The sequence below is a fragment of the Mycoplana ramosa genome, from assembly GCF_041930185.1.
Lineage (GTDB): Bacteria > Pseudomonadota > Alphaproteobacteria > Rhizobiales > Rhizobiaceae > Mycoplana > Mycoplana ramosa.
Genome location: NZ_JBHEEW010000009.1, coordinates 29,633 through 54,694, shown reverse-complemented (window position 1 = coordinate 54,694; position 25,062 = coordinate 29,633). Strand labels below are relative to the sequence as shown.

22 protein-coding genes are annotated in these 25,062 nt (G+C 62.6%); 12 read left to right on the top strand and 10 right to left on the bottom strand.

What is annotated here, in order from left to right:
• Window positions 1-173: 173 nt before the first annotated feature.
• A complete protein-coding gene (locus JNC62_RS12990; RefSeq protein ID WP_374839396.1) occupies window positions 174-1,601 on the top strand; it encodes a GGDEF domain-containing protein in 1,428 nt (475 codons plus the stop codon).
• A gap of 15 nt (window positions 1,602-1,616) precedes the next feature.
• Here the strand turns inward: JNC62_RS12990 and rutR are convergent, their stop codons facing one another.
• On the bottom strand, window positions 1,617-2,267 hold the full coding sequence (gene rutR / locus JNC62_RS12985) for an HTH-type transcriptional regulator RutR (protein WP_374839394.1): 651 nt from the start codon (window positions 2,265-2,267) through the stop codon (window positions 1,617-1,619).
• A 279-nt stretch (window positions 2,268-2,546) separates the two neighbouring features.
• Here rutR and JNC62_RS12980 point away from each other — a divergent pair, with 279 nt between their 5' ends.
• Both JNC62_RS12980 and hydA read left to right on the top strand, forming a co-directional pair.
• On the top strand, window positions 2,547-3,797 hold the full coding sequence (locus JNC62_RS12980) for a Zn-dependent hydrolase (protein ID WP_374839392.1): 1,251 nt from the start codon (window positions 2,547-2,549) through the stop codon (window positions 3,795-3,797).
• A gap of 79 nt (window positions 3,798-3,876) precedes the next feature.
• Window positions 3,877-5,331, top strand: a complete 1,455-nt coding sequence (gene hydA, locus JNC62_RS12975) for a dihydropyrimidinase (protein WP_374839390.1) — start codon at window positions 3,877-3,879, stop codon at window positions 5,329-5,331.
• Between the two features lie 212 nt (window positions 5,332-5,543).
• Here the strand turns inward: hydA and JNC62_RS12970 are convergent, their stop codons facing one another.
• Window positions 5,544-5,969, bottom strand: a complete 426-nt coding sequence (locus tag JNC62_RS12970) for a cupin domain-containing protein (protein ID WP_374839388.1) — start codon at window positions 5,967-5,969, stop codon at window positions 5,544-5,546.
• Between the two features lie 123 nt (window positions 5,970-6,092).
• Between JNC62_RS12970 and JNC62_RS12965 the strand changes: the two genes are divergently transcribed.
• From JNC62_RS12965 to JNC62_RS12930, 8 genes are all read left to right on the top strand, one after another.
• The gene (locus tag JNC62_RS12965; protein WP_374839386.1) at window positions 6,093-6,893 is read left to right on the top strand and encodes an ABC transporter ATP-binding protein; all 801 of its coding nucleotides are present in this window, start codon (window positions 6,093-6,095) and stop codon (window positions 6,891-6,893) included.
• The gene (locus JNC62_RS12960; protein ID WP_374839384.1) at window positions 6,893-7,228 is read left to right on the top strand and encodes a hypothetical protein; all 336 of its coding nucleotides are present in this window, start codon (window positions 6,893-6,895) and stop codon (window positions 7,226-7,228) included. The genes JNC62_RS12965 and JNC62_RS12960 overlap by 1 nt, the downstream gene beginning before the upstream one ends.
• Window positions 7,229-7,230: 2 nt before the next feature.
• Complete coding sequence (locus JNC62_RS12955) at window positions 7,231-8,115, top strand: ABC transporter permease (RefSeq protein WP_374839382.1); 885 nt, start codon at window positions 7,231-7,233, stop codon at window positions 8,113-8,115.
• Window positions 8,112-8,981 (top strand): ABC transporter permease, encoded by an 870-nt coding sequence (locus JNC62_RS12950; RefSeq protein ID WP_374839380.1) that lies wholly within the window; start codon window positions 8,112-8,114, stop codon window positions 8,979-8,981. Before JNC62_RS12955 ends, JNC62_RS12950 begins: the two co-directional genes overlap by 4 nt.
• Window positions 8,982-9,006: 25 nt before the next feature.
• The gene (locus JNC62_RS12945) at window positions 9,007-9,999 is read left to right on the top strand and encodes an ABC transporter substrate-binding protein (protein ID WP_374839378.1); all 993 of its coding nucleotides are present in this window, start codon (window positions 9,007-9,009) and stop codon (window positions 9,997-9,999) included.
• 321 nt (window positions 10,000-10,320) lie between these two features.
• The gene (locus JNC62_RS12940; RefSeq protein WP_374839376.1) at window positions 10,321-11,523 is read left to right on the top strand and encodes an efflux RND transporter periplasmic adaptor subunit; all 1,203 of its coding nucleotides are present in this window, start codon (window positions 10,321-10,323) and stop codon (window positions 11,521-11,523) included.
• 155 nt (window positions 11,524-11,678) lie between these two features.
• Window positions 11,679-14,993 carry an efflux RND transporter permease subunit gene (locus JNC62_RS12935; protein ID WP_374839374.1) on the top strand — a complete coding sequence of 1,105 codons (3,315 nt, stop codon included), beginning with the start codon at window positions 11,679-11,681 and terminating at the stop codon, window positions 14,991-14,993.
• Window positions 14,994-15,207: 214 nt separating this feature from the next.
• Window positions 15,208-15,891: a Crp/Fnr family transcriptional regulator gene (locus tag JNC62_RS12930; RefSeq protein ID WP_374839372.1), complete on the top strand. Its 684-nt coding sequence runs from the start codon at window positions 15,208-15,210 to the stop codon at window positions 15,889-15,891.
• A 141-nt stretch (window positions 15,892-16,032) separates the two neighbouring features.
• Here JNC62_RS12930 and JNC62_RS12925 read toward each other — a convergent pair whose 3' ends face one another.
• The 8 genes from JNC62_RS12925 to JNC62_RS12890 form a co-directional block, all read right to left on the bottom strand.
• Window positions 16,033-16,929, bottom strand: coding sequence for a hypothetical protein (locus tag JNC62_RS12925; RefSeq protein ID WP_374839370.1), 897 nt, complete (start codon window positions 16,927-16,929; stop codon window positions 16,033-16,035).
• Window positions 16,930-17,043: 114 nt separating this feature from the next.
• The gene (locus tag JNC62_RS12920; RefSeq protein ID WP_374839368.1) at window positions 17,044-18,015 is read right to left on the bottom strand and encodes a 2-hydroxyacid dehydrogenase; all 972 of its coding nucleotides are present in this window, start codon (window positions 18,013-18,015) and stop codon (window positions 17,044-17,046) included.
• Window positions 18,016-18,134: 119 nt separating this feature from the next.
• The gene (locus tag JNC62_RS12915) at window positions 18,135-19,253 is read right to left on the bottom strand and encodes a branched-chain amino acid ABC transporter substrate-binding protein (RefSeq protein WP_374839366.1); all 1,119 of its coding nucleotides are present in this window, start codon (window positions 19,251-19,253) and stop codon (window positions 18,135-18,137) included.
• 116 nt (window positions 19,254-19,369) lie between these two features.
• A complete protein-coding gene (locus JNC62_RS12910; protein ID WP_374839364.1) occupies window positions 19,370-19,714 on the bottom strand; it encodes a DUF6867 family protein in 345 nt (114 codons plus the stop codon).
• 121 nt (window positions 19,715-19,835) lie between these two features.
• The gene (locus tag JNC62_RS12905; protein WP_374839362.1) at window positions 19,836-20,561 is read right to left on the bottom strand and encodes an ABC transporter ATP-binding protein; all 726 of its coding nucleotides are present in this window, start codon (window positions 20,559-20,561) and stop codon (window positions 19,836-19,838) included.
• Window positions 20,561-21,439 carry an ABC transporter ATP-binding protein gene (locus JNC62_RS12900; RefSeq protein WP_374839360.1) on the bottom strand — a complete coding sequence of 293 codons (879 nt, stop codon included), beginning with the start codon at window positions 21,437-21,439 and terminating at the stop codon, window positions 20,561-20,563. The genes JNC62_RS12905 and JNC62_RS12900 overlap by 1 nt, the downstream gene beginning before the upstream one ends.
• Entirely contained in the window at window positions 21,439-22,830 is a 1,392-nt protein-coding gene (gene livM, locus JNC62_RS12895; RefSeq protein WP_374839358.1) for a high-affinity branched-chain amino acid ABC transporter permease LivM, read from the bottom strand. The genes JNC62_RS12900 and livM overlap by 1 nt, the downstream gene beginning before the upstream one ends.
• Before the next feature lie 5 nt (window positions 22,831-22,835).
• The gene (locus tag JNC62_RS12890; RefSeq protein ID WP_374839356.1) at window positions 22,836-23,738 is read right to left on the bottom strand and encodes a branched-chain amino acid ABC transporter permease; all 903 of its coding nucleotides are present in this window, start codon (window positions 23,736-23,738) and stop codon (window positions 22,836-22,838) included.
• A 447-nt stretch (window positions 23,739-24,185) separates the two neighbouring features.
• Between JNC62_RS12890 and cysQ the strand changes: the two genes are divergently transcribed.
• Window positions 24,186-25,055, top strand: coding sequence for a 3'(2'),5'-bisphosphate nucleotidase CysQ (gene cysQ / locus JNC62_RS12885; RefSeq protein ID WP_374839588.1), 870 nt, complete (start codon window positions 24,186-24,188; stop codon window positions 25,053-25,055).
• The last annotated feature ends 7 nt before the right edge of the window (window positions 25,056-25,062 follow it).

The following is a 25,062-nucleotide window of genomic DNA, read 5'->3' as shown; positions in this document are numbered from 1 at the left end:
GTCATTCAGAAAAAGTTCATAGCCCTGGTGTCAAAGGGGTTTTCGCGGCCTAGAGCATGTCGCGCAAAAGTGTGCAGCAGTTTTTTCGACAAGGACTTAAGGCCCGGGAAGCGAATCCGAAGGATCGTGACGAGCTTTAGTCTAGCGCGGCGGGACGAAGTTGGGGGCACCACATGACTGATGACAGCCGGTCCGTACCAGGCCTGCCGGCGAACTGGACCCACGTCGCGTACGATGCGTTGCTCGTTGCCGGCGTCATCTTTTGCGCAGCGCTGTTCGGCATCCTGACCCGGCCCGTCGGCTTTCTCGCAGCGTTCTGGCCCGCCAACGCCGTCTTGCTCGGCATCATGATCCGCAGCCCGCGCCTGGCCGCTTTTCCGGGCTGGGCCGGCGCCTTCGCCGGCTACGTCGCGGCCGATCTGGTGACCGGCGGATCACTCGGCCCGACCTTGTGGATGACCGGTGCAAATTTGATCGAAGCCGCCGTCGGCTATCTGCTCTTCCGGCGCCTTCCCTTGGATCACCAACTGCGCTGGCCGCAATCGATCATGCTCCTCTTCGCCGTCTGCTGCTGCGCCGCGGCCGCGGGCGCTTTCGCCGGTGCCGGCGCGGCGAGCGTCTTGTTCAATAGGGGATTTTCGGCCGGGCTGGAGTACTGGTTCGGCACAGAACTCGCCAACGCTATCGTCATTCTGCCGGTGATCCTGACCGCGCCGCGGCTGCGCGAGATCTCGTGGCCCCGGCGAATCTTCGTCACAACCGAAGGGACGCGCGATGCGATGCCGGTCGCAGCCCTTGCCGTCTCGATCCTGCTCGGCAATCTGATGGACGGGCCCGGCTCGTTTGCCTTTCCGGTTCCGGCGCTGCTGTGGTGTGCGGTGAGCTATTCGCTTTTCACAACCGCCGTGCTGACGCTCGTCTTCAGCATGTGGGGAATGGTGATCGTCACCGGCTCTTTCGCCACGCTGCCCGCAAGCATCGACCTGCTCACATGGGGCAAGTCGATTCGCCTGGCGCTTGCGCTGATCGCACTTGCACCGCTCACCGTGGCCAGCGTCACCACCACGCGCAACGAACTCCTCAAGCGCCTGCAGGACTCGGTCGACCATGACGCCCTGACACGCGCCCTCGCCCGCAGCACCTTTATCGAGCGAAGCGAACGCCTGCTGGAAGCGGATGCCGTCGGACCAGGCATCGCCGCGATCCTGATGCTCGACGTGGATCGGTTCAAGTCAGTGAACGATCGCCACGGCCATGCTGGCGGCGACGCGGCGCTCGTCGCCTTCGCCGGTGCGGTTGCCGAAGCGATTCGCAAGGACGACCTGTTTGGCCGGCTGGGCGGCGAAGAGTTTGCCGTTTTCCTCCCGCGTACAACGCGCGAAGAGGCCGTCGCGATCGCTGAGAACATTCGCCGGACGGTCGAAGAGCGGCTGGTCGATGTCGGCAACGGCACCCACATCCCGATTACCGTCAGCGGCGGCCTGGCCTTCCACCCCGGCACAGACAAGCCCTCCCTGGATGCGATGCTGGCGCGGGCCGACGCGGCGCTTTATCGGGCAAAAGCCGAGGGCCGCAACCGGATCGCCGTATTCCATGGCTGAAGCGGTCCCGGGGGCTCAGGAAGCCTGATCCCGCACCTGCAAGCCGCCGATGAAGAGCTGCTCGAGAAAGCGCGCGGCATCCTCGAAGCGACCATCATCCGCCTGGTCCTGCCCCAACACCGCGCGCACCTGCACATCGAAGTCGGCATAGTGCTGGGTCGTCGACCAGATCGAAAAGATCAGGTGATAGGGATCGCATTTCGCGATCTTGCCTGCCTTGGCCCAGGCCAGGATCACAGCCGCCTTCTCGTCCACGAGCGCCTTGAGCGGTCCTTTCAACTCGTCCTCGATGTTGGGCGCGCCCTGCAGGACCTCGTTGGCGAAGAGCCGGCTTTCGCGCGGAAAATCCCGCGCCATCTCAAGCTTGCGGCGGATGTAGCTGCGGATTTCCGCGACCGGGTTCCCCGCTGCGTCAAACTCGCGAAGGGGGTCCAGCCAGGTGTCCAGCACGCGCGTAATCAGCGCGCGGTGCATCGCCTCCTTGGTGCGGAAATAATAGAGCAGGTTCGGCTTCGACATGCCGGCAACCTCGGCGATCTGATCGACCGTGGCACCCCGATAGCCATGCAGCGAGAACACTTCCAGCGCGGCCTCCAGGATTCGCTCTTCCTTTTCCTCCTGAATTCGCGTGCGCCGCTGTGTCTTCGCCGCTCTCGGTAGAACCATCTTGCCTCTCAGCTTTTGCCCGAACAGAAAAGTGCAGTCAAAATCACCAGTTTAGCCCACGCCATTTTTCTGGGCCAAGCCCGCGGCTTTTCATTTTTTCGACTTGAGTGCCGCAATGGAAGCTGTAATGTTTACCAACCGGTCAAATTATCGGCGAGTTGCGCTTCAAACGCAACGGCTGTTCGGAGGCGCACAAAAACAAATCGCGCCCCATTGTCCGGCGGGAACACATAGGCGGCCTTCGCAAGAAGTTCGCGTCAAATATTGGGAGCTAGTGACATGGCCGCACCCGGCGAGAACATGCGCGTCAATGCCGACCGCCTGTGGGATAGTCTCATGGAAATGGCGAAGATCGGTCCCGGCGTTGCCGGCGGCAACAACCGCCAGACCCTGACCGACGCGGATGCCGAGGGGCGCAGGCTTTTCCAGCGCTGGTGCGAAGCCGCCGGCATGAGCATGGCCGTCGACAAGATGGGCACGATGTTCGCCACCCGCCCCGGCACCGATCCGGACGCACTGCCCGTTTACATCGGCTCGCACCTCGACACCCAGCCGACCGGCGGCAAATTTGACGGCGTGCTCGGCGTGCTGTCCGGCCTTGAGGTCATCCGCTCGATGAACGACCTCGGCATCAAGACGAAGCATCCGGTCGTCGTCACCAACTGGACCAACGAGGAAGGCGCGCGCTTTGCGCCCGCCCTGCTCGCGTCGGGTGTTTTCGCCGGAGCGCTGGACCTAGACTACGCCTATTCCCGCAAGGATCCGGATGGCAAGACCTTCGGCGACGAACTCAAGCGCATCGGCTGGGTCGGCGCCGAGGAGGTCGGCGCGCGCAAGATGCACGCCTATTTCGAGTATCACATCGAGCAAGGGCCGATCCTCGAAGCGGAGAACAAGCAGATCGGCGTCGTCACCCACTGCCAGGGCCTGTGGTGGCTCGAGTTCACGCTGACCGGCCGCGAGGCGCACACCGGCTCGACGCCGATGAACATGCGCGTCAATGCCGGGCTTGCCATGTCGCGCATCATCGAGATGGTGCAGGCCGTGGCGATGAAGAACCAGCCGGGCTGTGTCGGCGGCGTCGGCCAGGTCTTTTTCTCCCCCAACTCCCGAAACGTGCTTCCCGGCAAGGTCGTCTTCACCGTCGACATCCGCTCGCCGGACCAGGCGAAGCTCGACGGCATGCGCGCGACGATCGAAGCGGAAGCGGCAAAGATCTGCGAGGCGCTGGGCGTGGGCTGTTCCGTCGAAGCGGTCGGCCATTTCGACCCCGTCACGTTCGACCCGACGCTCGTTTCCACGGTGCGCAAGGCGGCCGAAGACCTCGGCTACAGCCACATGAACATCATCTCAGGCGCCGGCCACGATGCTTGCTGGGCGGCCAAGGTCGCGCCCTCGACGATGATCATGTGCCCATGCGTCGGCGGCCTGTCCCACAACGAGGCGGAGGATATTTCCCGGGAATGGGCCAGTGCCGGTGCCGACGTGCTGTTCCACGCGGTGATCGAAACGGCGGGGATCGTGGAGTGAAACAACGGGCGGTGCGAAAGCGCCGCCCTTTTTCGTCGTGGCATCTTGCCGTCAATACACAATTGCGAGGGTAGAGATAATGAGCACAGTCATCAAGGGCGGCACCGTCGTTACCGCCGACCTGACCTACAAGGCAGACGTCAAGATCGAGGGCGGCAGGATCGTCGCAATCGGCCCGAATCTTTCCGGCGACGAGGTGCTGGACGCTTCCGGCTGTTATATCATGCCGGGCGGGATCGACCCGCACACCCACCTGGAAATGCCCTTCATGGGCACCTACTCCTCCGACGACTTTGAGAGCGGCACGCGCGCGGCGCTCGCCGGCGGCACGACGATGGTCGTCGATTTCGCGCTCCCCTCGCCCGGCCAGTCCATGCTGGAAGCGCTTCAGATGTGGGACAACAAGTCGACGCGGGCGAACTGCGACTATTCCTTCCACATGGCGATCACATGGTGGAGCGAGCAGGTCTTCAACGAGATGGAGACCGTCGTCAGGGACAGGGGCATCAACACCTTCAAGCACTTCATGGCGTACAAAGGCGCGCTGATGGTGGACGACGACGAGATGTTCTCCTCCTTCCAGCGTTGCGCCGCACTCGGCGCCCTGCCGCTCGTCCATGCCGAGAATGGAGACGTGGTGGCGCAGATGCAGGCTAAGCTCCTGGCCGCCGGCAACAACGGCCCTGAGGCGCACGCCTATTCTCGCCCCGCCGAGGTCGAAGGCGAGGCCACCAACCGCGCCATCATGATCGCCGACATGGCCGGCTGTCCGGTCTATATCGTCCATACCTCCTGCGAGCAGGCGCACGAGGCGATCCGGCGTGCCCGCCAGAAGGGCATGCGCGTCTACGGCGAGCCGCTCATCCAGCACCTGACCCTCGACGAGAGCGAATACTTCAACAAGGACTGGGACCATGCCGCCCGCCGCGTCATGTCGCCCCCCTTCCGCAACAAGCAGCATCAGGATTCGCTCTGGGCCGGGCTTGCCTCTGGTTCGCTGCAGGTGGTGGCCACCGACCACTGCGCCTTTACCACCGAACAGAAGCGCTTCGGCGTCGGCGATTTCACCAAGATTCCGAACGGAACTGGCGGGCTCGAGGACCGGATGCCGATGCTGTGGACCCACGGCGTCAACACCGGCCGGATCACCATGAACGAGTTCGTCGCGGTGACCTCGACCAACATCGCCAAGATCCTCAATATCTACCCCAAGAAGGGCGCCATCCTCGTCGGTGCCGATGCTGACATCGTCGTCTGGGATCCGAAGCGGTCGAAGACGATCTCCGCCAAGAGCCAGCAGTCGGCGATCGACTACAACGTCTTCGAAGGCAAGGAGGTGACGGGCCTGCCGCGCTACACGCTGACCCGCGGGGTCGTCGCCATCGAGGAGGCGACGGTCAAGACGCAGGAAGGCCACGGCGAGTTCGTCCGCCGCGATCCCTTCCCCGCCGTCTCGACAGCCCTGTCGACCTGGAAGGAAGTGACGGCCCCCCGCAAGGTGCAGCGCAGCGGCATTCCGGCAAGCGGGGTGTGATGCGATTTATGCGGCCTGCCTTCATCGCCGGGCAATTCCCCTCCCCAACCCCTCCCCACAAGGGGGAGGGGCCACGCCACGGCGCCGCCCCGAGTCTTCTCCCCCCTTGTGGGGGAGATGCCCGGCAGGGCAGAGGGGGAATTCTCGCCGGACGATGTCGCTGCCCTCCTCGCATGCCGTCTGTGCGACAGCCTGAAGGCAGGGAGGGCACGTCAGGATTCCGTTTTGCCCGTCACCAGCCCGTCCAGCTCCGGCAAGAGCACGACGCTCTCCTGCTCGTGCGGATCGGTCCGGGCGATGACCGCCGAGCACGGCACGTCGGAGAGGTTCGCCGGCAGGTGCGGCACGCCAGCGGGGATGTAGAACATCTCGCCGGCCCTGACGACGACGTGCTCTTCCAGCCGCTCGCCATACCAGGTGTGCGCCTCGCCGGAGAGCACGTAGATCGCCGTCTCGTGGCTTTCATGCAGGTGCGCCCTCGCGCGCGCACCCGGCGGGATCGTCAGCAGGTGCATGCAGATGCCGGTCGAGCCGACCGTCTCGCGCGCGATCCCCTCGAAATACGAAAGACCCTGCTTGCCGTCATAGGCGCCGCCAGGACGAATGACGCGGCAGGTCGCCTTTTCACGTCTATCCATCGCCCTTCCTCCAACAATCGAGTGTGAAGTCCCGTGTCCGATCTAGCCATGAAGACAATGCCGATTGCAATGCGCCCGACAGGCATGCAGTCTGGTTCCGCCAGCGCCACCGAGGGCACAGGAATGAACAAGGCATCCGCATCCTCCGTCGTCTGCGCAACGAATCTCGGCCTGACCTTTGAGACCGCCGACGGCCCGGTGAATGCGCTTTCAGACGTGAACCTCACGGTCGAGAAGGGCGACTTCGTCTCCTTCATCGGCCCCTCCGGCTGCGGCAAGACCACGTTCCTGCGCGTCATCGCCGACCTGGAAAAGCCGACAGCGGGCACGATCACCGTCAACGGCATGACGGCGGAAGAAGCGCGCCACAAGCGTGCCTATGGCTACGTCTTCCAGGCGGCCGCGCTCTATCCCTGGCGCACGATCGAAAAGAACATCGCCCTGCCGCTGGAGATCATGGGCTATTCGGCGGCCGAACGGAAGGAACGGATCGACCGCACGCTCGATCTCGTCAACCTTGCCGGCTTCGGCCGCAAATACCCCTGGCAGCTCTCCGGTGGCATGCAACAGCGCGCCTCGATCGCCCGCGCGCTCGCCTTCGACGCCGATCTGCTCCTGATGGACGAGCCGTTCGGCGCGCTCGACGAAATCGTCCGCGACCACCTCAACGAGGCGCTGCTGAAGCTTTGGGAACGCACAAACAAGACCATCTGCTTCGTCACCCACTCGATTCCGGAGGCCGTCTATCTCTCCACCCGGATCGTGGTGATGAGCCCCCGCCCCGGCCGTGTCACCGACGTCATCGAGTCGACGCTGCCGAAGGAGCGCCCGCTCGACATCCGCGAGACGCCGGAATTCCTGGCGATCGCCCATCGCGTCCGCGAAGGTTTGCGCGCGGGGCACAGCTATGAGGATCACCGGTAATGAACCCGCAATTCCTCCTCTGGCTGGCCGGCTCGATGGCGGTGTTTCTTTCGGCCGCCACCGCGTCGCGCGCCTACGTGTCGAACAGCAATGTCCTGATGCTCGTCTTCTCGCTGTTTCTCTATTGCGTCGGCAACCTGATGATGGTGCGGCTGATGCGTGAGGGCGGGCTGGGGCTGGCGATCTCGGCGTCGGCCATCGCGCAGTTGCTGCTGATCAACGTCATCGCCTTCGTCGTCTTCGGCGAACGGCTGAGCAACACCCAACTGGCCGGCGTAGGACTCGGCGTGCTCGCGATGGGGCTGATGCTGATGCCTGCGGCGCAACGGAGCTGACGATGGAACAGCAAAGCTTTCTCAAGGATCGCCTCATCCCCATCGGCACCGTTGTCGTCGCAATCATCGCGCTCTGGTACGTCGCCGCCGCCTACCTCAACGCGCCGTTCGAGCGCGATACGGCCGCGCGCAACGGCACGACGATCACGTTTTCCGAACTGTTGCCGAAGACGATGGCACAGGAGCGTCCCGTGCTGCCGGCGCCGCATCAGGTCATAGCCGAGCTTTGGGACACCACGGTCGACAAGCCGATCACCTCCAAGCGCAGCCTCGTCTACCACGCCTGGGTGACGCTGTCGGCGACGCTGCTGGGCTTCGCCATGGGCACGGTGCTCGGCATCCTGCTGGCGATCGGCATCGTCCACAACCGGGCGATGGACCGCTCGCTGATGCCCTGGGTCATTGCCAGCCAGACCATCCCGATTCTTGCCATCGCGCCGATGATCATCGTCGTGCTCAACGCGGTCGGCCTCTCCGGCCTGCTGCCGAAGGCGCTGATCTCGACCTATCTCAGCTTTTTCCCGGTCGTCGTCGGCATGGTGAAGGGCCTGCGCAGCCCCGAGCAGATCCAGCTGGACCTGATGCACACCTATAACGCTTCGCCCTCGCAGACGTTCTGGAAGCTGCGCTGGCCCGCCTCGATGCCCTACCTCTTCACCTCGCTGAAAGTGGCGGTGGCAATCTCGCTGGTCGGTGCGATCGTCGGCGAACTGCCGACCGGCGCCGTCGCCGGTCTCGGTGCCCGCCTGCTCGCCGGCTCCTACTACGGGCAGACGGTGCAGATCTGGGCGGCGCTGTTCATGGCGGCGGCCGTTGCCGCCCTCCTCGTCATCATCGTCGGCATTGCCCATTCGGCCGTTCTCAGACGCATGGGAGCTCGTGCATGAACTACGCCCCGCTCCTCTCCGCCGTCGCCTTCTGGCTCGCCGCCTGGGCCTTCAACGAATGGCTGGTGCGCCAGCAGTTCCAGGACCATGCCACGCAGCGGGCGGCGCGTCTGGCCGTTCCCCTCCTTTTCGGCATCGCCATTCTGGTGCTGTGGGAGGGCATCGTGCGGGGTTTTGGGATCCCATCGGTGCTGCTGCCGGCACCGAGCGCGATCTGGTCCCGGCTGATCAACTCGCTCCCCACCCTCTGGGCGGACTTCCGGCAGACCTTCCTGAAGTCCGTCATCACCGGCTATGCGCTGGGCTGCGGCCTCGGCTTCCTTGTCGCGATCCTGATCGACCGCTCGCCCTTCCTGCAGAAGGGCCTGCTGCCGCTCGGCAATTTCGTTTCCGCGCTGCCGGTGATCGGCGTCGCCCCGATCATGGTCATGTGGTTCGGCTTCGACTGGCAGTCGAAGGTCGCCGTCGTCGTCATCATGACCTTCTTCCCGATGCTGGTGAACACCGTCGCCGGCCTTGCCGCGGCCAGCCACATGGAGCGCGACCTGATGCGCACATATGCGGCAAGCTGGTGGCAGACCCTGGTCAAGTTGCGGCTTCCCGCCGCCTGGCCTTTCATCTTCAATGCCCTCAAGATCAACTCCACCCTGGCGCTGATCGGCGCCATCGTCGCCGAGTTTTTCGGAACGCCCATTGTCGGCATGGGTTTCCGGATTTCCACGGAAGTGGGCCGCATGAATGTCGACATGGTCTGGGCCGAGATCGCGGTCGCCGCGCTCGCAGGCTCGCTCTTCTACGGGGCGGTGGCGCTCGTCGAGCGCGCTGTCACCTTCTGGCATCCGTCTGTCCGCGGTGGGCAGGCGTAATAATGAAAATAATGAGGGAACCGCTATGAAAAAAACGATTGCATCGCTGCTGATGGCAAGTGCCTTCTCGCTGGCTGCCTTCCAGGCCGAGGCTGCCGACAAGGTCACCTTGCAACTGAAATGGGTTACCCAGGCGCAATTCGCCGGCTACTACGTGGCAAAGGACAAGGGCTTCTACGAGGAGGAAGGCCTTGACGTCGAGATCAAGCCGGGTGGTCCCGACATCGCCCCCGCGCAGGTGATCGCCGGCGGTGGCGCCGACGTCATCGTCGACTGGATGCCTTCTGCCCTTGCCACCCGCGAAAAGGGCGTCCCCCTCGTCAACATCGCCCAGCCGTTCAAGAAGTCCGGCATGATGCTGACCTGCCTGAAGGAATCCGGCGTCAAGGGGCCGGAGGACTTCAAGGGCAAGACACTCGGCGTCTGGTTCTTCGGCAACGAATATCCGTTCCTGTCGTGGATGAGCCAGCTGAAGATCCCGACCGATGGCGGGCCGGAGGGCGTCACCGTCCTCAAGCAGGGCTTCAACGTCGATCCGCTGATCCAGAAGCAGGCCGCCTGCATCTCCACCATGACCTATAACGAGTACTGGCAGGTGATCGACGCCGGCATCAAGCCGGAGGACCTCGTCACCTTCAAGTATGAGGATCAGGGCGTCGCGACGCTGGAAGACGGCCTCTACGTGCTGGACGACAAGCTGAAGGATCCGGCTTTCAAGGAGAAGATGGTCAAGTTCGTCCGCGCCTCGATGAAGGGCTGGAAGTGGGCCGAGGAAAACCCGGATGACGCCGCCGAGATCGTGCTTGAGAACGATGCCACCGGCGCCCAGACCGAGACCCATCAGAAGCGCATGATGGGCGAGGTCGCCAAGCTCACCGCCGGCTCGAACGGCGCGCTCGACGAGGCCGACTACAAGCGCACCGTCGCTTCGCTGCTGGCGGGCGGCTCGGATCCGGTCATCTCCAAGGAGCCGGAAGGTGCCTGGACGCACGAGATCAGCGACGAAGCGCTGAAGTAGCCCTGACCAGACAGCAACGCAGGCGCGCGGCGTCAATTTCGCGCGCCTGCCTCGTCAGCCGGTGCCCCATGCCGGCACCCTCCATCTGTTGCACGGCGACAACGCTCGATGGAGAATATGGAGGCACCATGCTGTATGGCGCCTTGCAAGGCGGAGACCATCTCATTACATAGACCGCGCAGCTTGGAACCCGGCCACGCAGGCCGCTGGACGTGCGATGACTGAACGCAGCGTCGGGCCAATCTGGGAGAATGCGCGCTCGTTCATACCAAGAAACCCCGGCGCGAGTTGCGAATTAGCTTGCATCGAGAAGGTCGGCCCATGGCGCGTGGACTAAAGTACATTCTCTGCCTTTCCGCCGCCGTGTCGACCGTCGTCGGCGCGTCAGGTCTCCGCGCGGCCGACGTCGCTCCCGGCCAACCCGCAGAGCAGGTCGAAAACTTGCCGGCAATTGTTGTCACCGCTGCGGAAGAACGCATCATCGTCGATCGGGTAATCGCCACCGGCACGATGCAGCCCGTCGAGGAAGTCTATGTGTCGCCGCTGGTTGACGGTCTCTCCATCCGCTCCCTTGGCGCCGAGGTCGCCGACCGGGTGAAGGAAGGTGACACGCTCGCGACCCTGAACGATGATGCGCTGGTTTTGACGAAGAGCCAGTTGGTGGCAATGCGCGCAAAGGCCGAAGCCTCTCTGGCGCAGATCGAAGCGCAACTGATCGAAGCGAAGGCGAACGCCGAGGAAGCCGACAAGGCGCGCGAGCGCGCGGACAAACTGGTCAAGTCAGGCGCAACTTCCCAGGCGACTTTCGACCAGGCGACCGCCGCTGCCAAAGCCGCCGTTTCGCGTGTGACCTCGGCCGAGCAGGCCATTTCCGTTTCGAAGGCAGAAATCAGGGTCATGGACGCTCAGCTCGCCGACATCGACCTGAAACTCGCCCGCACCGCCGTCAAGGCACCTGTATCGGGCGTGGTCTCCGCGCGAAGTGCCAAGATCGGCGCAATCGCGATCGGTGCCAGCCAGCCGTTGTTCTCGATCATTCGTGACGGCGAAATCGAGTTGAAGGCGGACGTATCCGAGGCGTCGATCCTCAAGCTGGCCGTGGGCCAGCCGGCAACCGTGACGCTGGCCGGCGGCGCGGCAAAGCTCACCGGGCACATTCGCCTGGTCGAGCCGACGCTGAGCAACGACACCCGCCTCGGCCGCGTTTACATCAAGCTGGACGAACCGGAAAAGGCGCGTGTCGGCATGTTTGCCAGCGCCGAGATCATCACGCAGGAGAAGAAGGGAGTCGTTCTCCCGCTTTCCGCGGTAACCACCTCGCGCGACGGCACCGTTGCGCGTAAGGTTGAAAACGGTATCGTCAAACTGGTGAAGGTGGAAACCGGCATCCAGGACGGCCAGGTGATCGAAATCGCGAGCGGCCTTGCCGTCGGCGACGAAGTCGTTGCCAAGGCTGGCGCGTATGTCCGCGACGGCGACAGGGTGAGGCCGGTGAAGGCCGTCGCACCGGTGGCTGCGAACTGAGGCATCCGCCCCGAAGGTGGCGACGCTTTCGGGGCTCGGACATGCAAGAAACCGAAAACCCAAGGCGCGGGAAGCGAAACTCAAGACCGGCGCGCTTTAGACGAGCACACAATCGAAACCAGTGCGGGCGATCTCTGGGATAGGACATCTGCAACATGAACTTTTCTGCTTGGTCCATTCGCAATCCGATCGCGCCGTTGCTTGCCTTTTTCCTGCTGATCGTCGTCGGGCTGCAATCCTTCTATTCGCTGCCGATCACCCGCTTTCCCAACATTGACGTTCCGGTCATAGCGATCACGGTGACCCAGAGCGGTGCAGCACCTGCCGAACTCGAACTCCAGGTGACCAAAGAGATCGAGGACGCGGTGGCCGGCATCTCCGGCGTCGACGACATCCTCTCGACGGTCACCGACGGCAGCTCGGTGACATCCGTTCTGTTCAAGATCGAGGTGCCGACAAACCAGGCGCTGCAGGACGTCAAGGATGCGATCGACCGCGTGCGCAACGACCTTCCGGCATCGGTTGACGAGCCGGTGGTGACCAAGATCGACGTCGAAGGCCAGGCGATCCAGACGTTTGCAGTCTCCTCGCCCAACATGACCCTCGAGGAACTGTCCTGGTTCGTCGACGACACCATCAAGCGCGCCTTGCAGGGGCAGCCGGGTGTCGGCAAGATTGACCGCTTCGGCGGCGCCGATCGGGAGGTGCTGGTCGACCTGAACTCCGACAAGCTGGAGTCCTTCGGCATTTCCGCCGCCGATGTGAACCGGCAACTGCGCAGCATGAACGCGGATGTCGGTTCTGGCCGCGGCCAGATCGCCGGCGCCGAGCAGGCCATCCGTGTCCTCGGCGACGCCCGCTCGGTCGAAAAGCTGGGAGCCACGATGATCGCGCTCCCGAATGGGCGCTTCGTCCGCCTGTCCGAGCTTGGCCGGATCACCGACACCTACGAGGAGCCCCGTTCCTTTTCCCGCTTCAACGGCACCCCGGTCGTAACGTTCGCCGTCTTCCGATCGAAGGGCGCCAGCGAGGTGACGGTTGCCGAATCCGTCGACAAGGCCCTTGTCAAGGTGCGCGAGAAGAACCCCGACGTTGCCATCAGCCTTATCGACGATGCCGTCTACTTCACCTACGGCAACTACGAAGCGGCGATCCACACGCTGATGGAAGGCGCGATCCTGGCGGTCATCGTCGTGCTGCTCTTCCTGCGCAACTGGCGCGCGACGTTGATCTCGGCCGTCGCGCTGCCGCTCTCGGCGATACCGACCTTCTACGTGATGGAGCTTCTGGGCTTTTCGCTCAACCTCGTCAGCTTCCTCGCCATGACGCTCGCGACCGGCATCCTGGTCGACGACGCGATCGTCGAGATCGAAAACATCGCCCGCCACATCAAGATGGGCAAGACGCCCTACCGCGCCGCGATCGAAGCCGCCGACGAAATCGGCCTTGCGGTGATCGCCACCACGTTCACGATCATCGCGGTGTTCGTCCCGGTGTCCTTCATGCCGGGGATCCCGGGACAGTACTTCATCCAATTCGGCCTCACGGTTGCCGTCGCCGTGTTCTTCTCCCTGATGGTGGCCCGCCTGATCACGCCCGTGATGGCGGCCTACCTGATGCGCTCCAGCGACGCCGACGGCCACGGCGAGGAGAAGGACAGCACCTTTATGCGCGGCTACACCTGGCTCGTGACGGTGACGACCAGGCACTGGTATGGCCGTTACGCCACGCTTGTTGGAGCCATCGCTTTCCTTGTCGGCTCGGTGATGCTGCTCTTCACCGTCCCCGGCAGCTTCATGCCGCCGGAGGATGCCTCGCGCGTCGTCATGTCGGTCGAACTCCCTCCCGATGCCATGCTGGAGGACACAGACCGCGCAACGTCGGAAATCGTCGAGCGGGTGAAGGCCATCGACGGCGTGAGCGATATCTTCGTGTTGGGCGGTTCCTCGCCGAAGGGCGATCTTGAGCTGCGCCGCGCGTCGGTGACGGTCATGCTGGAGAAGCGCGATCATTCGCTCGTCAACAAGATCGTCAACGACGTCCTCGGCCGCCTACCGCTGATCGGCCAGCACCTCCCGAAGCTGCCCCCGGCCGGCCGTATCAAGCCACAATGGGACGTCGAGAAGGACATCTTCGCGGCGGTCCGCGACATCCCCGATATCCGCATCATCAAGCTCAACGACCGCGCCGAGCGTGACCTGACGTTCAACCTGCTCTCCAACAACGAAGCGGATCTGAACAAGGTGGTCGCCATGCTCGAGGCGAAGCTGCGGGCCGACCCGCTGCTGTCGAACGTGAGCTCCGAAGGCTCGCTGCCCCGGCCCGAACTACAGGTCCGGCCGCACGACGACAGGATGGCCCGCCTCGGCATCACCACCGCACAGATCGCCGAAGTGATCCGCGTCGCCACGATCGGCGACATCGATTCACAGCTGAGCAAGATGTCGCTCGATGGGCGTCTTATCCCCATCCGGGTGCAGGTTGACCGCGAATTCCGCGGCAATCTCGGCGCAATCCGCAACCTGAAGATCAAGACGGCAAGCGGGCAGGTCGTGCCGTTGTCGTCGGTGGCCGACATCGACTACTCGGAAGGCCCCAGTTCGATCAAGCGCTTCGACCGCAGCCGGGTCGTCTCTATCGGCTCCGATCTGAAGCCGGGTGTGGCACTGGATACGGCGACCGCCCGTTTCAGGGAGATCGCCAACAGCATCAACATGCCTGAAACCGTGCGCTTCCAGGAAAGCGGCGACGCCGAAATCCAGGCCGAAATGGTCCAGAGCTTCGGCAACGCCATGCTGCTTGGCCTTCTGCTGGTGTTGATGGTGCTGATCCTGCTGTTCAAGGACGTCATCCAGCCTTTCACAATCCTGTTCTCGCTGCCGCTGGCAATCGGCGGCGTGGCTGCGGGCCTGATCCTGACGCAGAACTCCCTTTCCATGCCCGTTCTCATCGGCATCCTGATGCTGATGGGCATCGTGACGAAGAACGCCATCCTGCTGGTCGATTTCGCGATCGAGATGATGCATCGCGGCATGGACCGTCTGGAGGCCATGGTCGAGGCGGGACGCAAGCGTGCCCGGCCAATCATCATGACCTCGATCGCGATGTCGGCCGGCATGCTGCCGTCGGCACTCGGCGTCGGCGAAGGCGGCACCTTCCGCGCCCCCATGGCGATTGCGGTGATCGGCGGCATCATCGTCTCCACCGTTCTCTCGCTGGTGGTCGTGCCGTCCTTTTTCCTGATCATGGATGACCTCTCGCGGCTTCTGGCAAGGCTTTTCGGCCGCCTCGTCGGCTCGAAGGACGAGGAGACCCTGCCCCTCGACAACGAAGCGCTGACGCGAACGGCGAACGAAGCAGCAAGGACGGTCGACGCCCTGGAGGATCGGGTGGCAGCGCTGGAGAAGGAGCGCGCATCCGGCAAAAAGCCGCTCAGCGTCGTGCACCGTTCGCCGCTCGCGGCAGAGTGAGGCCATCGAAACCTGAGGTTAGAGATCCGGGTGGCAAGTTCACCCGGCTTTTCCTCGTCCTCCGGCTTTATTAGAACCTCGTGATTATTTGACCGAAATCAACGAAGGCCCGGAAAACGCGCATTACCATCTCTCCTACATCGAGAGATGGGTCGTGTTGTTCAAACACAACCCCTCCCGTCGAATAATTTGGGGAAGAGGCGGTGTGAAGGCGATGAACAGGATAATGAGGCCGAGCGCCTGGGAGCGCGAAACACTGATGGGGCTGCCGCTGTTGTCCAGGCTCGAACTGGATACATTGTCGGCCATGCTCGAAATTGCCACTGTACGAACGATCGGACCGCGACAGGTACTGTTTCGCGAAGGGGACCTTGCCGACACGCTCTATTGCGTGCTGAGCGGCTACGTCCGCAGCTTCCACCTTTCCCCGTTGGGCCGTGAAGTGGATCTTCTGGTCCATGAACCCGGCGACCTGATTGGCGCGAGCGCCTGTTTGCATGGCCACGCCTATTGTGCCAGCGCCCAGGCGACCGACAGCGTCAAGATCGTCCAGTTCAGCCTGCAGCGGGTCCGGGAACTCGCCGCCCGAAAACCGGATCTTGCACTCGCGCTGGCTGCGGGACTGTCCGGCCAGTTCGCCGGAAGCCTTTCTACCCTTGCCGATGACCGTCTCCACACCGCCCCGCAGAGGGTGGCGCACTATCTCAAGAAGCAATGTCCGCAGGGCTCGCGCAATGTCAGCTTCCGCCTTCCCTATCAGAAGAACCTGTTGGCCGGGAAGCTGGGGCTTGCACCGGAAGCGTTGTCGCGTGCGTTCTCGCATCTGAAGCGGTATGGCGTCAGCGTGCGCGGCCGGTTGGTGCAGGTCAACGATCCCGAAGCGCTGCAGTCGGTCTGACGATCGGCAACATTCGGGATAGGTTTCGCCAGGGCGAAGACTGGCGTACCCGAAAGGTGCGGTTCGTGGGACCACTCTTCTTCAAACGGTCCCGGTCCGACCAACAGACGGCCAGCACCAGCGATACACGCCCAGCAGATTTCAGCAGTTCCACACCTTCGCATGTCCCTCGAAGGCAAGGACCGTATGTTCGCAGGCCGTATCCCTGCCATGGTCCGCCGCCCGCCGCGCGGCCTCCAGCGCCAGGGAAGCCGGCATGTTCGGCACAATCTCCGCGACGGTCGCCGATAGCGCAACGGCCAGTTCCTTTCCTGCCGTAGCGATCGTTCGTGCCGCGACAGAACGGCGGACCTCCTCCACAAGCAGGATACAGTCGTCATGGCGCTGGGATGTTGCCATCACGAGGAATTCGCCGCCGGCGCGTCGCCTGATCGCGTGCGGAGCGCAAAAGGTGCGAGACAGATCTTCCATAACCCGTCGTGTCGCGCCATTCGCGGCATTGTCGCCATATCGGCTGGCGATGAACGCAAAATGCTTCACCTGAAAGAGCACCATGAACCGATAAGCTTCCGACCCGGAAATCGCTTCGACCAAAGCGTCGGGCTTCACCATATCGGCACCGGAACTGAGCGGACCCTGATCAAGCGCGACACGCATGCGATAGAGACTGCTGACGCCGAGGCCGAAGAGCGTCGCGACCAACGCGGCGACGCTGGTGGCCATCAACATCGACGGAGCCGGCCCTTGGGAAACGAGGCTCGGCTCGGCCAGCGGCAGCAGATGGAACGGCACATGGAGCGCGCTCAAGATCAGGTGGATCGCTGTTGCGAGCACGGCCGCCCCCAGCAACCCGTAGGCCACGAGCGTCGCTAGGCCAGCCCTCACAAGAGTGAAGCGGTCCCCTCCCAGCGCTGTCTGTCGCCAAACGTCCAGAAACATTACATTCTCCGCAATTTCGCCGGTGAACATAACTGGGTGAATTTCATATTCGGCTAATACGAACGCTAAAAAGCGACAAAACCCGTGCGCTCGTCCCAAGATGGACCACCACCCTGACAGGCAAGACAGCGCGCGCCCTTATCAACGTCGGACGCGCGTTCAAGCAATCAACGACCAGACGCCTTGGAGCACAATGGCGCCGGGACGGCTGCATCAGGCAACCCGGTCCGGCGGCTCCCGCCCATCGAAGAAGGCAGTGACATTCTCCACCACCTTCATCCCCATAGCGCGACGCGTTTCGGCCGTTGCACTGCCGAGATGCGGCAGCAGCACGACATTCTCCATGGCGCGCAGCGCGTCGGGCACCTGGGGCTCCGCAGCGTAGACGTCGAGACCCGCCCCCGCAATGTGTCCATTGGAAAGCGCTGCAATCAGCCCCGGTTGGTCCACCACATCGCCGCGCGCCGTGTTGATCAGGAAGGCGGACGGTTTCATCGCCGAAAGCCTCGCCGCATCGATCAGATTGCTGTTTGCCCCGCCGCCTGGGCAATGCAGCGAAACGAAGTCTGCTGCCGCCAGCACCTCCTCGATGCTGTCGAGCTGACGTGCGCCGTACCGCATCGCCTCCGCCGGCTCAACTCGAGAGCGATTGTAGAAGACGACATCCATGTCGAAGCCGAAATGACAGCGCTTGGCCATGGCCTTGCCGATCCGGCCGAAGCCGATGATGCCAAGCGTTTTGCCCGTGACCTTCGTGCCAATCATATGCGTCGGACACCATCCGCTCCACGCCCCGGCCCGCACCTGGCGCTCGCCCTCGCCGGCACGACGGGCAACGGCAAGCAACAGCGTCATGGCGAGATCCGCCGTGCAATCGGTCAGGACCCCCGGCGTGTTGGTAACGACGATGCCGGTTCGGGAGGCGGCTGCCACATCGATATGATTGTAGCCGACGCCATAGTTGCCGATGATCTTTGCGGTCAGTTTCGGTCGCTCGAAGACGGCGGCCGGCAGACGATCGGAAACGGTCGGCAGCACGGCGTCGTATCGCGCCAGCGCCGCCGCAAGGGCGGACTGGTCCATCGGCCGATCATCGCGATTGAAGGTCGCCTCGAAGCGTTCGGCGAGAACCGCTTCGACCTCCTCAGGCCATCGCCGCGTCACCAGTATGCGTGCCTTGCTCATGCCGTCCTCTGCTTTCCCTGTCGCCCCAGCAGACATGAAAAGAGCCCGGACGCAAGCGCCGGGCCCGGAATTCAGTCCGGTCCGGGCGGTCTTTCACGCCGCCCGTGCCGCCAAAACGACTATTCGTTCTGGAAATAGTTGTACTTGCCGTCCTCACCCTTCTTCCAGGTGTAAAGGACGTAGTCCGGGCGGGTGATGTCGCCCTTCTCGTCGAAGCCAAGCTCGCCAATGGCGGTCTTGAACGGCCCCTTGGACTTGATGGCTTCGGCAACGGCCTGCGCGTCGGTGCCGCCGGCAGCCTTGGCGCCTTCAGCGATGACCTGAACGGCAGCATAGGCGTAGAGCGTGTAAGCCTCCGGCTCGAAACCGGACGCGCGGAACTTCTCGACGATTTCCTTTGCAGCCGGGTTCTTGCGCGGATCGGGCGCGAAGGTCATGAGCGTGCCATTGACGGCGTCGCCGGCGATGGACGCCAGTTCGTTCGAGACGATACCGTCGCCCGAGATGAACTGGGCCTTCAGGCCCTGGTCGGCGGACTGGCGCTCGATGAGGCCGAACTCGGTGTGCAGGCCGCCCCAGTAGACCACCGACACACCGGCTTCCTTCATCTTGGCGATGAGAGCCGAAAAGTCCTTGTCGCCGACATTGACGCCTTCGTAGACCGCTTCGGTTACGCCAGCTTCGTTCATCGCCTTCTTGGTTTCGTCGGCAAGACCCTGGCCATACGGCGTCTTGTCGTGCAGAACGGCAACCTTGGCATCCTTGAAGTTGGCAGCGACGAATGCGCCCGCCACCGCACCCTGCTGGTCGTCACGGCCGCACGTACGGAACGTGTTCCACAGGCCGCGCTCGGTGTAGGTCGGGTTGGTGGACGCCGGCGAAATCTGCAGGATGCCGTTCTCAGCGTAGATTTCCGAAGCCGGGATCGAAACGCCCGAGTTGAAGTGACCAACGACGAACTTGACGCCGTCAGCGACGAACTTGTTGGCGACCGATACGCCCTGCTTCGGGTCGGAAACGTCGTCGCCGAGGACAATCTTGATTTGCTCGCCGTTGATGCCGCCGGCCGCATTGAGGTCGGCAGCAGCCTGCTCGGCACCCTTCTGAAGCTGTGCACCGAACGCAGCGTTCGGGCCGGTCAACGGACCGCCGACGCCGATCAGGATGTCGGCCCAGGCATTGCCGCTGAAAGCGACCATTGCTGCCAAAGCAACAGCCGACAAAAGAGACTTCTTCATCTTGTTACTCCCAAGTTTAGGCAGGCATATTGTTGACCGTTCGCAATACCCGCCATCATTGCGCCGGCGTCTTTATTCCACGTCCGGCGCCTACACGCCGCGCGTGGGGTTCCCTCTTATTTTGCGCGCCACGAGAAGGGCGAGGCCTTTTCGTAGAGCCAGTAGTAGATATTGACCATCTGCTTCGTGCGGTAGTAGCGATATCCGGCCGTAGCAAACAACAAAAGAACGGCTGTGTCCACGAAATAGTACTGAAAAGTCAGCATGCTACCTTCGAACAACGCGTGGTGGATGAAGCGGATCGCTATACCGAGCAGGAGCACGTAGAAAACCAGCGTACCGTAGTTGTGCCAGTTTTCCGCTACGCTCTTTCCTGTCCGCCAGGCCGTCCAGCCGCCCATGATCACGGTGACGAAGAGAAACTGCATGAACGACGGCTCTTCGTAGAGAATTCCCTGCATGTCACATACTCCTCTTGCAACGCCGCGCGTCACTTCTGATGCGCAAGGGCGGCTGCAACGCCTTGAATTGGCGCATGTACGTCCGGATCCGCCGGATCCGGGCACACGCGCTTGCTCATCCTCAATGCCTTCCACCTTCGAGATAGGCGGCACGGACCTCCGGATTTGCCAGCAGTTCCTTGCCCGATCCGCTCATCGTCACCCGTCCATTGACCATGACATAACCACGGTTCGACAGTTTTAGGGCGGCAAAGGCGTTCTGCTCGACCAGGAACACGGTCAAGCCCTGCTCCTTGTTGAGCACCTTGATGGCGTCGAAGATCTGCTTGACGATCAGTGGCGCGAGGCCAAGCGAGGGCTCGTCGAGAAGAAGCAGTTTGGGGCGCGCCATCAGCGCGCGGCCGATGGACAGCATCTGTTGTTCACCGCCCGACAACGTGCCGCCACGCTGGGCCTGGCGCTCCTTCAGGCGCGGGAACAGGGCATAGATCTTCTCCACGTCCTCTTTGAAAAACTTCAGATTGTCGAGGCTAGCACCCATCTGGAGATTTTCATAGACGGTCATGCGCGGAAAAATCCGCCGGCCTTCGGGCGACTGGGCGATGCGCATGCGCGCGATCTCGTGCGTCGGCAGCCTGGTGATGTCCTGACCGTCGAAGGTGACGGTGCCGGTGCGCGCCTGCGGACTGCCACAAATGGTCATCATCAGGGTCGACTTGCCTGCGCCGTTTGCGCCGATCAGGCTGACGATCTCGCCGCGCTTGACCTCGACGTCGACCCCGGCGAGCGCCCGGATGTTGCCGTAATAGGTTTCGACGCCCTGAACCTTGAGGAGGGTATCGCTCATTATTGCAGTCCCCCCTGCTCGATTTCTTCGATCTCTTCGATCACCTCTTCGACCTCTTCGTCCTCGACGCCCAGATATGCCGCGATGACCCTCGGATCATTCTTCACCTCGTCGGGCGTCCCGTCGGAAATCTTCTGGCCGTATTCCAGGACAATCACATGGTCGGAGATTTCCATCACGACCGACATATCGTGCTCGATCAGCAGGATCGAGGTGCCGGTATCATGGCGGATCGACCGCAGCAGTTCATTCAAGGCCAGCGACTCGCGCGGGTTGAGACCCGCAGCCGGCTCATCGAGGCAGAGGAACTCCGGTCCCGTGCACATGGCACGAGCAATCTCGAGACGGCGCTGGGCGCCATAGGGCAGATCCCCGGCCGGGTCGTCGGCGCGGTCGAGCAAATGGGCCTTCTCAAGCCAGTGCTTGGCGACCTCGATCGACTGTTCCTTGGCCCGCCTGTAACCGCTGAACCCCAGCAGGCCGAGAACGGTGTAGCCGGACGCCCGCATCAGCATGTTGTGCTGTGCGACCAACAGGTTCTCCAGGACCGTGAGGCCGGAGAACATGCGGATGTTCTGGAACGTGCGGGCAACCTTGGCATCGCGCGTGATCTCGAAATCCGGCATCCGCTCCAGGAGGAACCGCTTGCCCGACTTCTGTGTCATCGTGATCATGCCCATCGTCGGCTTGTAGAAGCCGGTGATGCAGTTGAAGACGGTTGTCTTGCCGGCCCCGTTGGGACCGATGAGCGCCGTGATCTCGCCGCGCCGCGCCTCGAAGGACAGATCGTTGATCGCCATCAGGCCGCCGAAGCGCATCGACAGATGCTCGACTTTGAGAATTGGATCGTTGTTCATTGCGTTCGTCTCGAGGGCCATCAGCCGTGCCCTTCCTTGGTAAAGCTGCCGGACACCGCCTTGCGCTCGTGCAGGAAGGCGGTCGGTTCGCGACTGCCGACGAAGCCACGGGGTTTCCAGACCATGACCACGACCATGGCGAGGCCGAAGATCAGCATGCGATAGAGTTCGGGGGTGAAATCCGGACCGAAGATCGATTTCAGGAAGGTCATTTCGCGCAGCAACTCTGTGCCGCCGACCATGACGGTGGCCGCGACCGCGATGCCGATGAGCGACCCCATGCCACCGAGAACGACGATGGCAAGAATGATCGCCGATTCGAGGAAGACGAAGGACTCCGGCGAGACGAAGCCCTGACGCACCGCAAAGAAGGAGCCGGCGAATCCGCCGAACATCGCCCCCGTCGCAAAGGCGGTGAGCTTGGTCGTGACGGTGTTGATGCCGAGCGAGCGGCAGGCAATCTCATCCTCGCGCAGAGCCTCCCACGCACGGCCGATCGGCATGCGGCGCAGGCGGATGGTGACGAAAGCGGTCAGCAGTGCCAGCGCCAGGATCACGTAGAACAGGAAGATCTTGTAGTAGGCCGATGACATCGGCAGGCCGAAGGCCTTGGCGAAGTTGTTGGCCGCGCTCACGTCGAAGGACCAGATACCGAAAATCGACGCCTTGGGAATGCCCGAGATGCCGAACGTCCCCTTGGTGACCTCCGTCCAATTGATAAGGACCAGACGAATGATCTCACCGAAGGCGAGCGTCACGATGGCCAGGTAGTCACCCCGGAGCCGCAGAACCGGGAAGCCCAGAATTACGCCCCAGCAGGCGGCGAGGATGCCGGCGAGCGGGAGCAGGATCCAGAACGAGAAGCCGAAATGCTGCGCCAGCAGCGCGTAGGAATAGGCACCGACGGCATAAAAGGCGACGTAGCCAAGATCCAGCAGGCCCGCGAGGCCAACCACGATGTTCAGCCCCCAGGCCAGCATCACGTAGATGAGGATCTGGATGCCGAAGTTGTCGACCCATTTCAGCGAACCCTGCACGCCTAGCAGCGAAACGGCAACAGGCGGCATCAGGATGAGCGCGAGAATGGCAATCTTGCTGAAGTGGCGCGCCAGGAAGCCTTCGGGGACCTCTTTCCCGACAACGGCAGCCTTGGCGGATTTGCGCGCAGCAACCCAAGGCTGCACGTAGGCAACCCCCAGGAACCGGCCAACCGCGGCGACCGCGACGAAAATCGCAAGCAAGCCCCAGCGCTGGTTCAGAACAAGCTCGTTGCGGATGTTCTGGGTTGTCTGCAGGCCGACGAACAGGACGAAGAGGCCGAGAGCGATCAGACCGGCATAAAAGCCCTCGCGCAGAGCCTGCGCCGTCAGGTTCCCGCCGGCGCTCTCTTTGGAGTGGGAAATGGTAGCCATGGAAATTATACCTTCTCGACTTCCGGTCGTCCGAGAATGCCGGACGGCTTGAAGATCAGGACGATGGCAAGGATCGAGAACGTCGCTACATCCTTGTAGTCGATCGTGAAATAGGCCGACCAGAGCGACTCGATCAGGCCGATCAGCAGCCCGCCGATCACCGCGCCGGGCAGCGAGCCGATTCCGCCCAAAACCGCCGCGGTGAACGCCTTGACGCCCGGCACGAACCCGTCGGTGAAGACGATCACGCCATAATACATCAGATACATCGTACCTGCGACCGCCGCGAGGGCAGCCCCCATGACGAAGGTGATGGAGATCGTGCGGTCGACATCGATACCGAGAAGGGCCGCCATCTTGCGGTCCTGCTCGGTGGCACGTTGTGCGCGGCCGAGAGCTGTCTTGTTGACAATATACCAGAATATCGCCAGCAGGCTCACCGTCAGGATCATGATAAGGATCTGCTTCAGCGAAATCGAGATGCCGAAGACGTTGTAAACCGACGAAACCAGCGGCGGGATCGGCTTGTTGCGCGGCCCTTGGGTGACCTGGATGAAGTTCGACAGCGTGATCGACATGCCGATGGCAGTGATCAGCGGAGCGAGACGGAACGAGCCACGAAGCGGCCGGTAGGCCATCTTTTCAATGGTCCAGTTCCACAACGAGGCCGTCAGCATCGCTGCCGCCATCATCACCAGCAGAAGAATGACGATCGGCAAACCGACAAAGATGCTGGTGAGCACGAGAAAGATGATCAGGGCAGCGAACCCGCCCAGCATGAAGATATCGCCATGGGCGAAGTTGATCATGCCGATGATGCCGTAAACCATGGTGTAGCCGATGGCTATCAACCCATAGATAGAACCCAGAGTCAGCCCGTTGATGAGCTGCTGCACAAAATATTCCATTTTCGATCCCCTGGATGCGATCCTGACGGTCGCATCTCTTGTTATGTGAGCCCATTGGGCAGGCTCATGGATAGCCATGAATCCATACTGTTTTCCGATCAAAAGGGAAGCCTAAAATGGCACAACCTCGAACTTCTTCGCTTTTTTGGTGGATTTGACGATTGAGCCGGCCGTAAGCCGAAAATTCGGCACAGCACGACGGCCACGACCATGGAACACCGTGGAATCCACGGTATGCGACCGGTCAACCGGGGACCGCACGCTGGCCCGCCTGGCGCAAGCTCCATCAGTCGCGGCGGCGCCGGCACAACTTGCCACAGCCCTGAACTGCGCTTGTGAGCGCCGACCGCGTTGTCTTCCGCAGCCGCAGACGTCAATTCAAAAAGACTTGCATAGCTGGAGCGGATCGGGTTGAAGGATCTACCCCAACCAACGACATGGGTAATCATGACATTGTCCGCCAGACTGATCGATGGCCTTGAAGCTGCCGCACTCGATGCGGGAAAGGCGATTCTTGAGGTTTATCACGCAGGGCCAACGGTTTCCTTCAAGGACGATCAGTCGCCCGTGACCGAGGCGGACGAGCGCGCCGAGGCGATCATCCTGTCGCACCTTGCCGCCGCCTACCCGGACATCCCTGTCGTGGCCGAGGAGGCGGTTGCCGCCGGCCGCGTGCCGAACATCGGCGCCGGTCGTTTTTTTCTCGTCGATCCGCTCGACGGCACGCGGGAGTTCATCGATCGTCGCGACGAGTTCACCGTCAACATCGCGCTGATTGAAGACGGCATACCCATCGCCGGTGTCGTCTATGCACCAGCGCTAGGGGTCGCATACTCCGGTTCGGCAAACCATGCGGAAAAGCTTGAGATCGGCCCTAACTTCTCAATCTTGAGGCGGCAAACGATTTCCTGTCGGCCCCGGGGCGCACAGCTGACTGCCGTGGTCAGCCGCTCCCATGGCGATCCGAAAACCGAGGCATTTCTCGAAGAACGTGGCGTCACCGACCGCCGCTCCATTGGCTCTTCGCTGAAGTTCTGCCTGCTCGCAGAGGGGCTGGCCGACGTCTATCCTCGCTTCGGTCGGACGATGGAGTGGGACACGGCCGCCGGAGACGCAGTTCTGCGCGCAGCGGGAGGACGACTATCCCAGCCGGACGGATCGCCTTTTGTTTACGGAAAGGCGAATCAGCCGTCAGATGCCGCCTTTGCCAACCCCGCATTCATCGGCTGGGCATGCGACGGCGGCGGAGAACAAACGGACACGGTCGAAGCCATCGCAACCTGTCATAATATGACCGGAATGACGCGCCAAAGATGAGACTGGG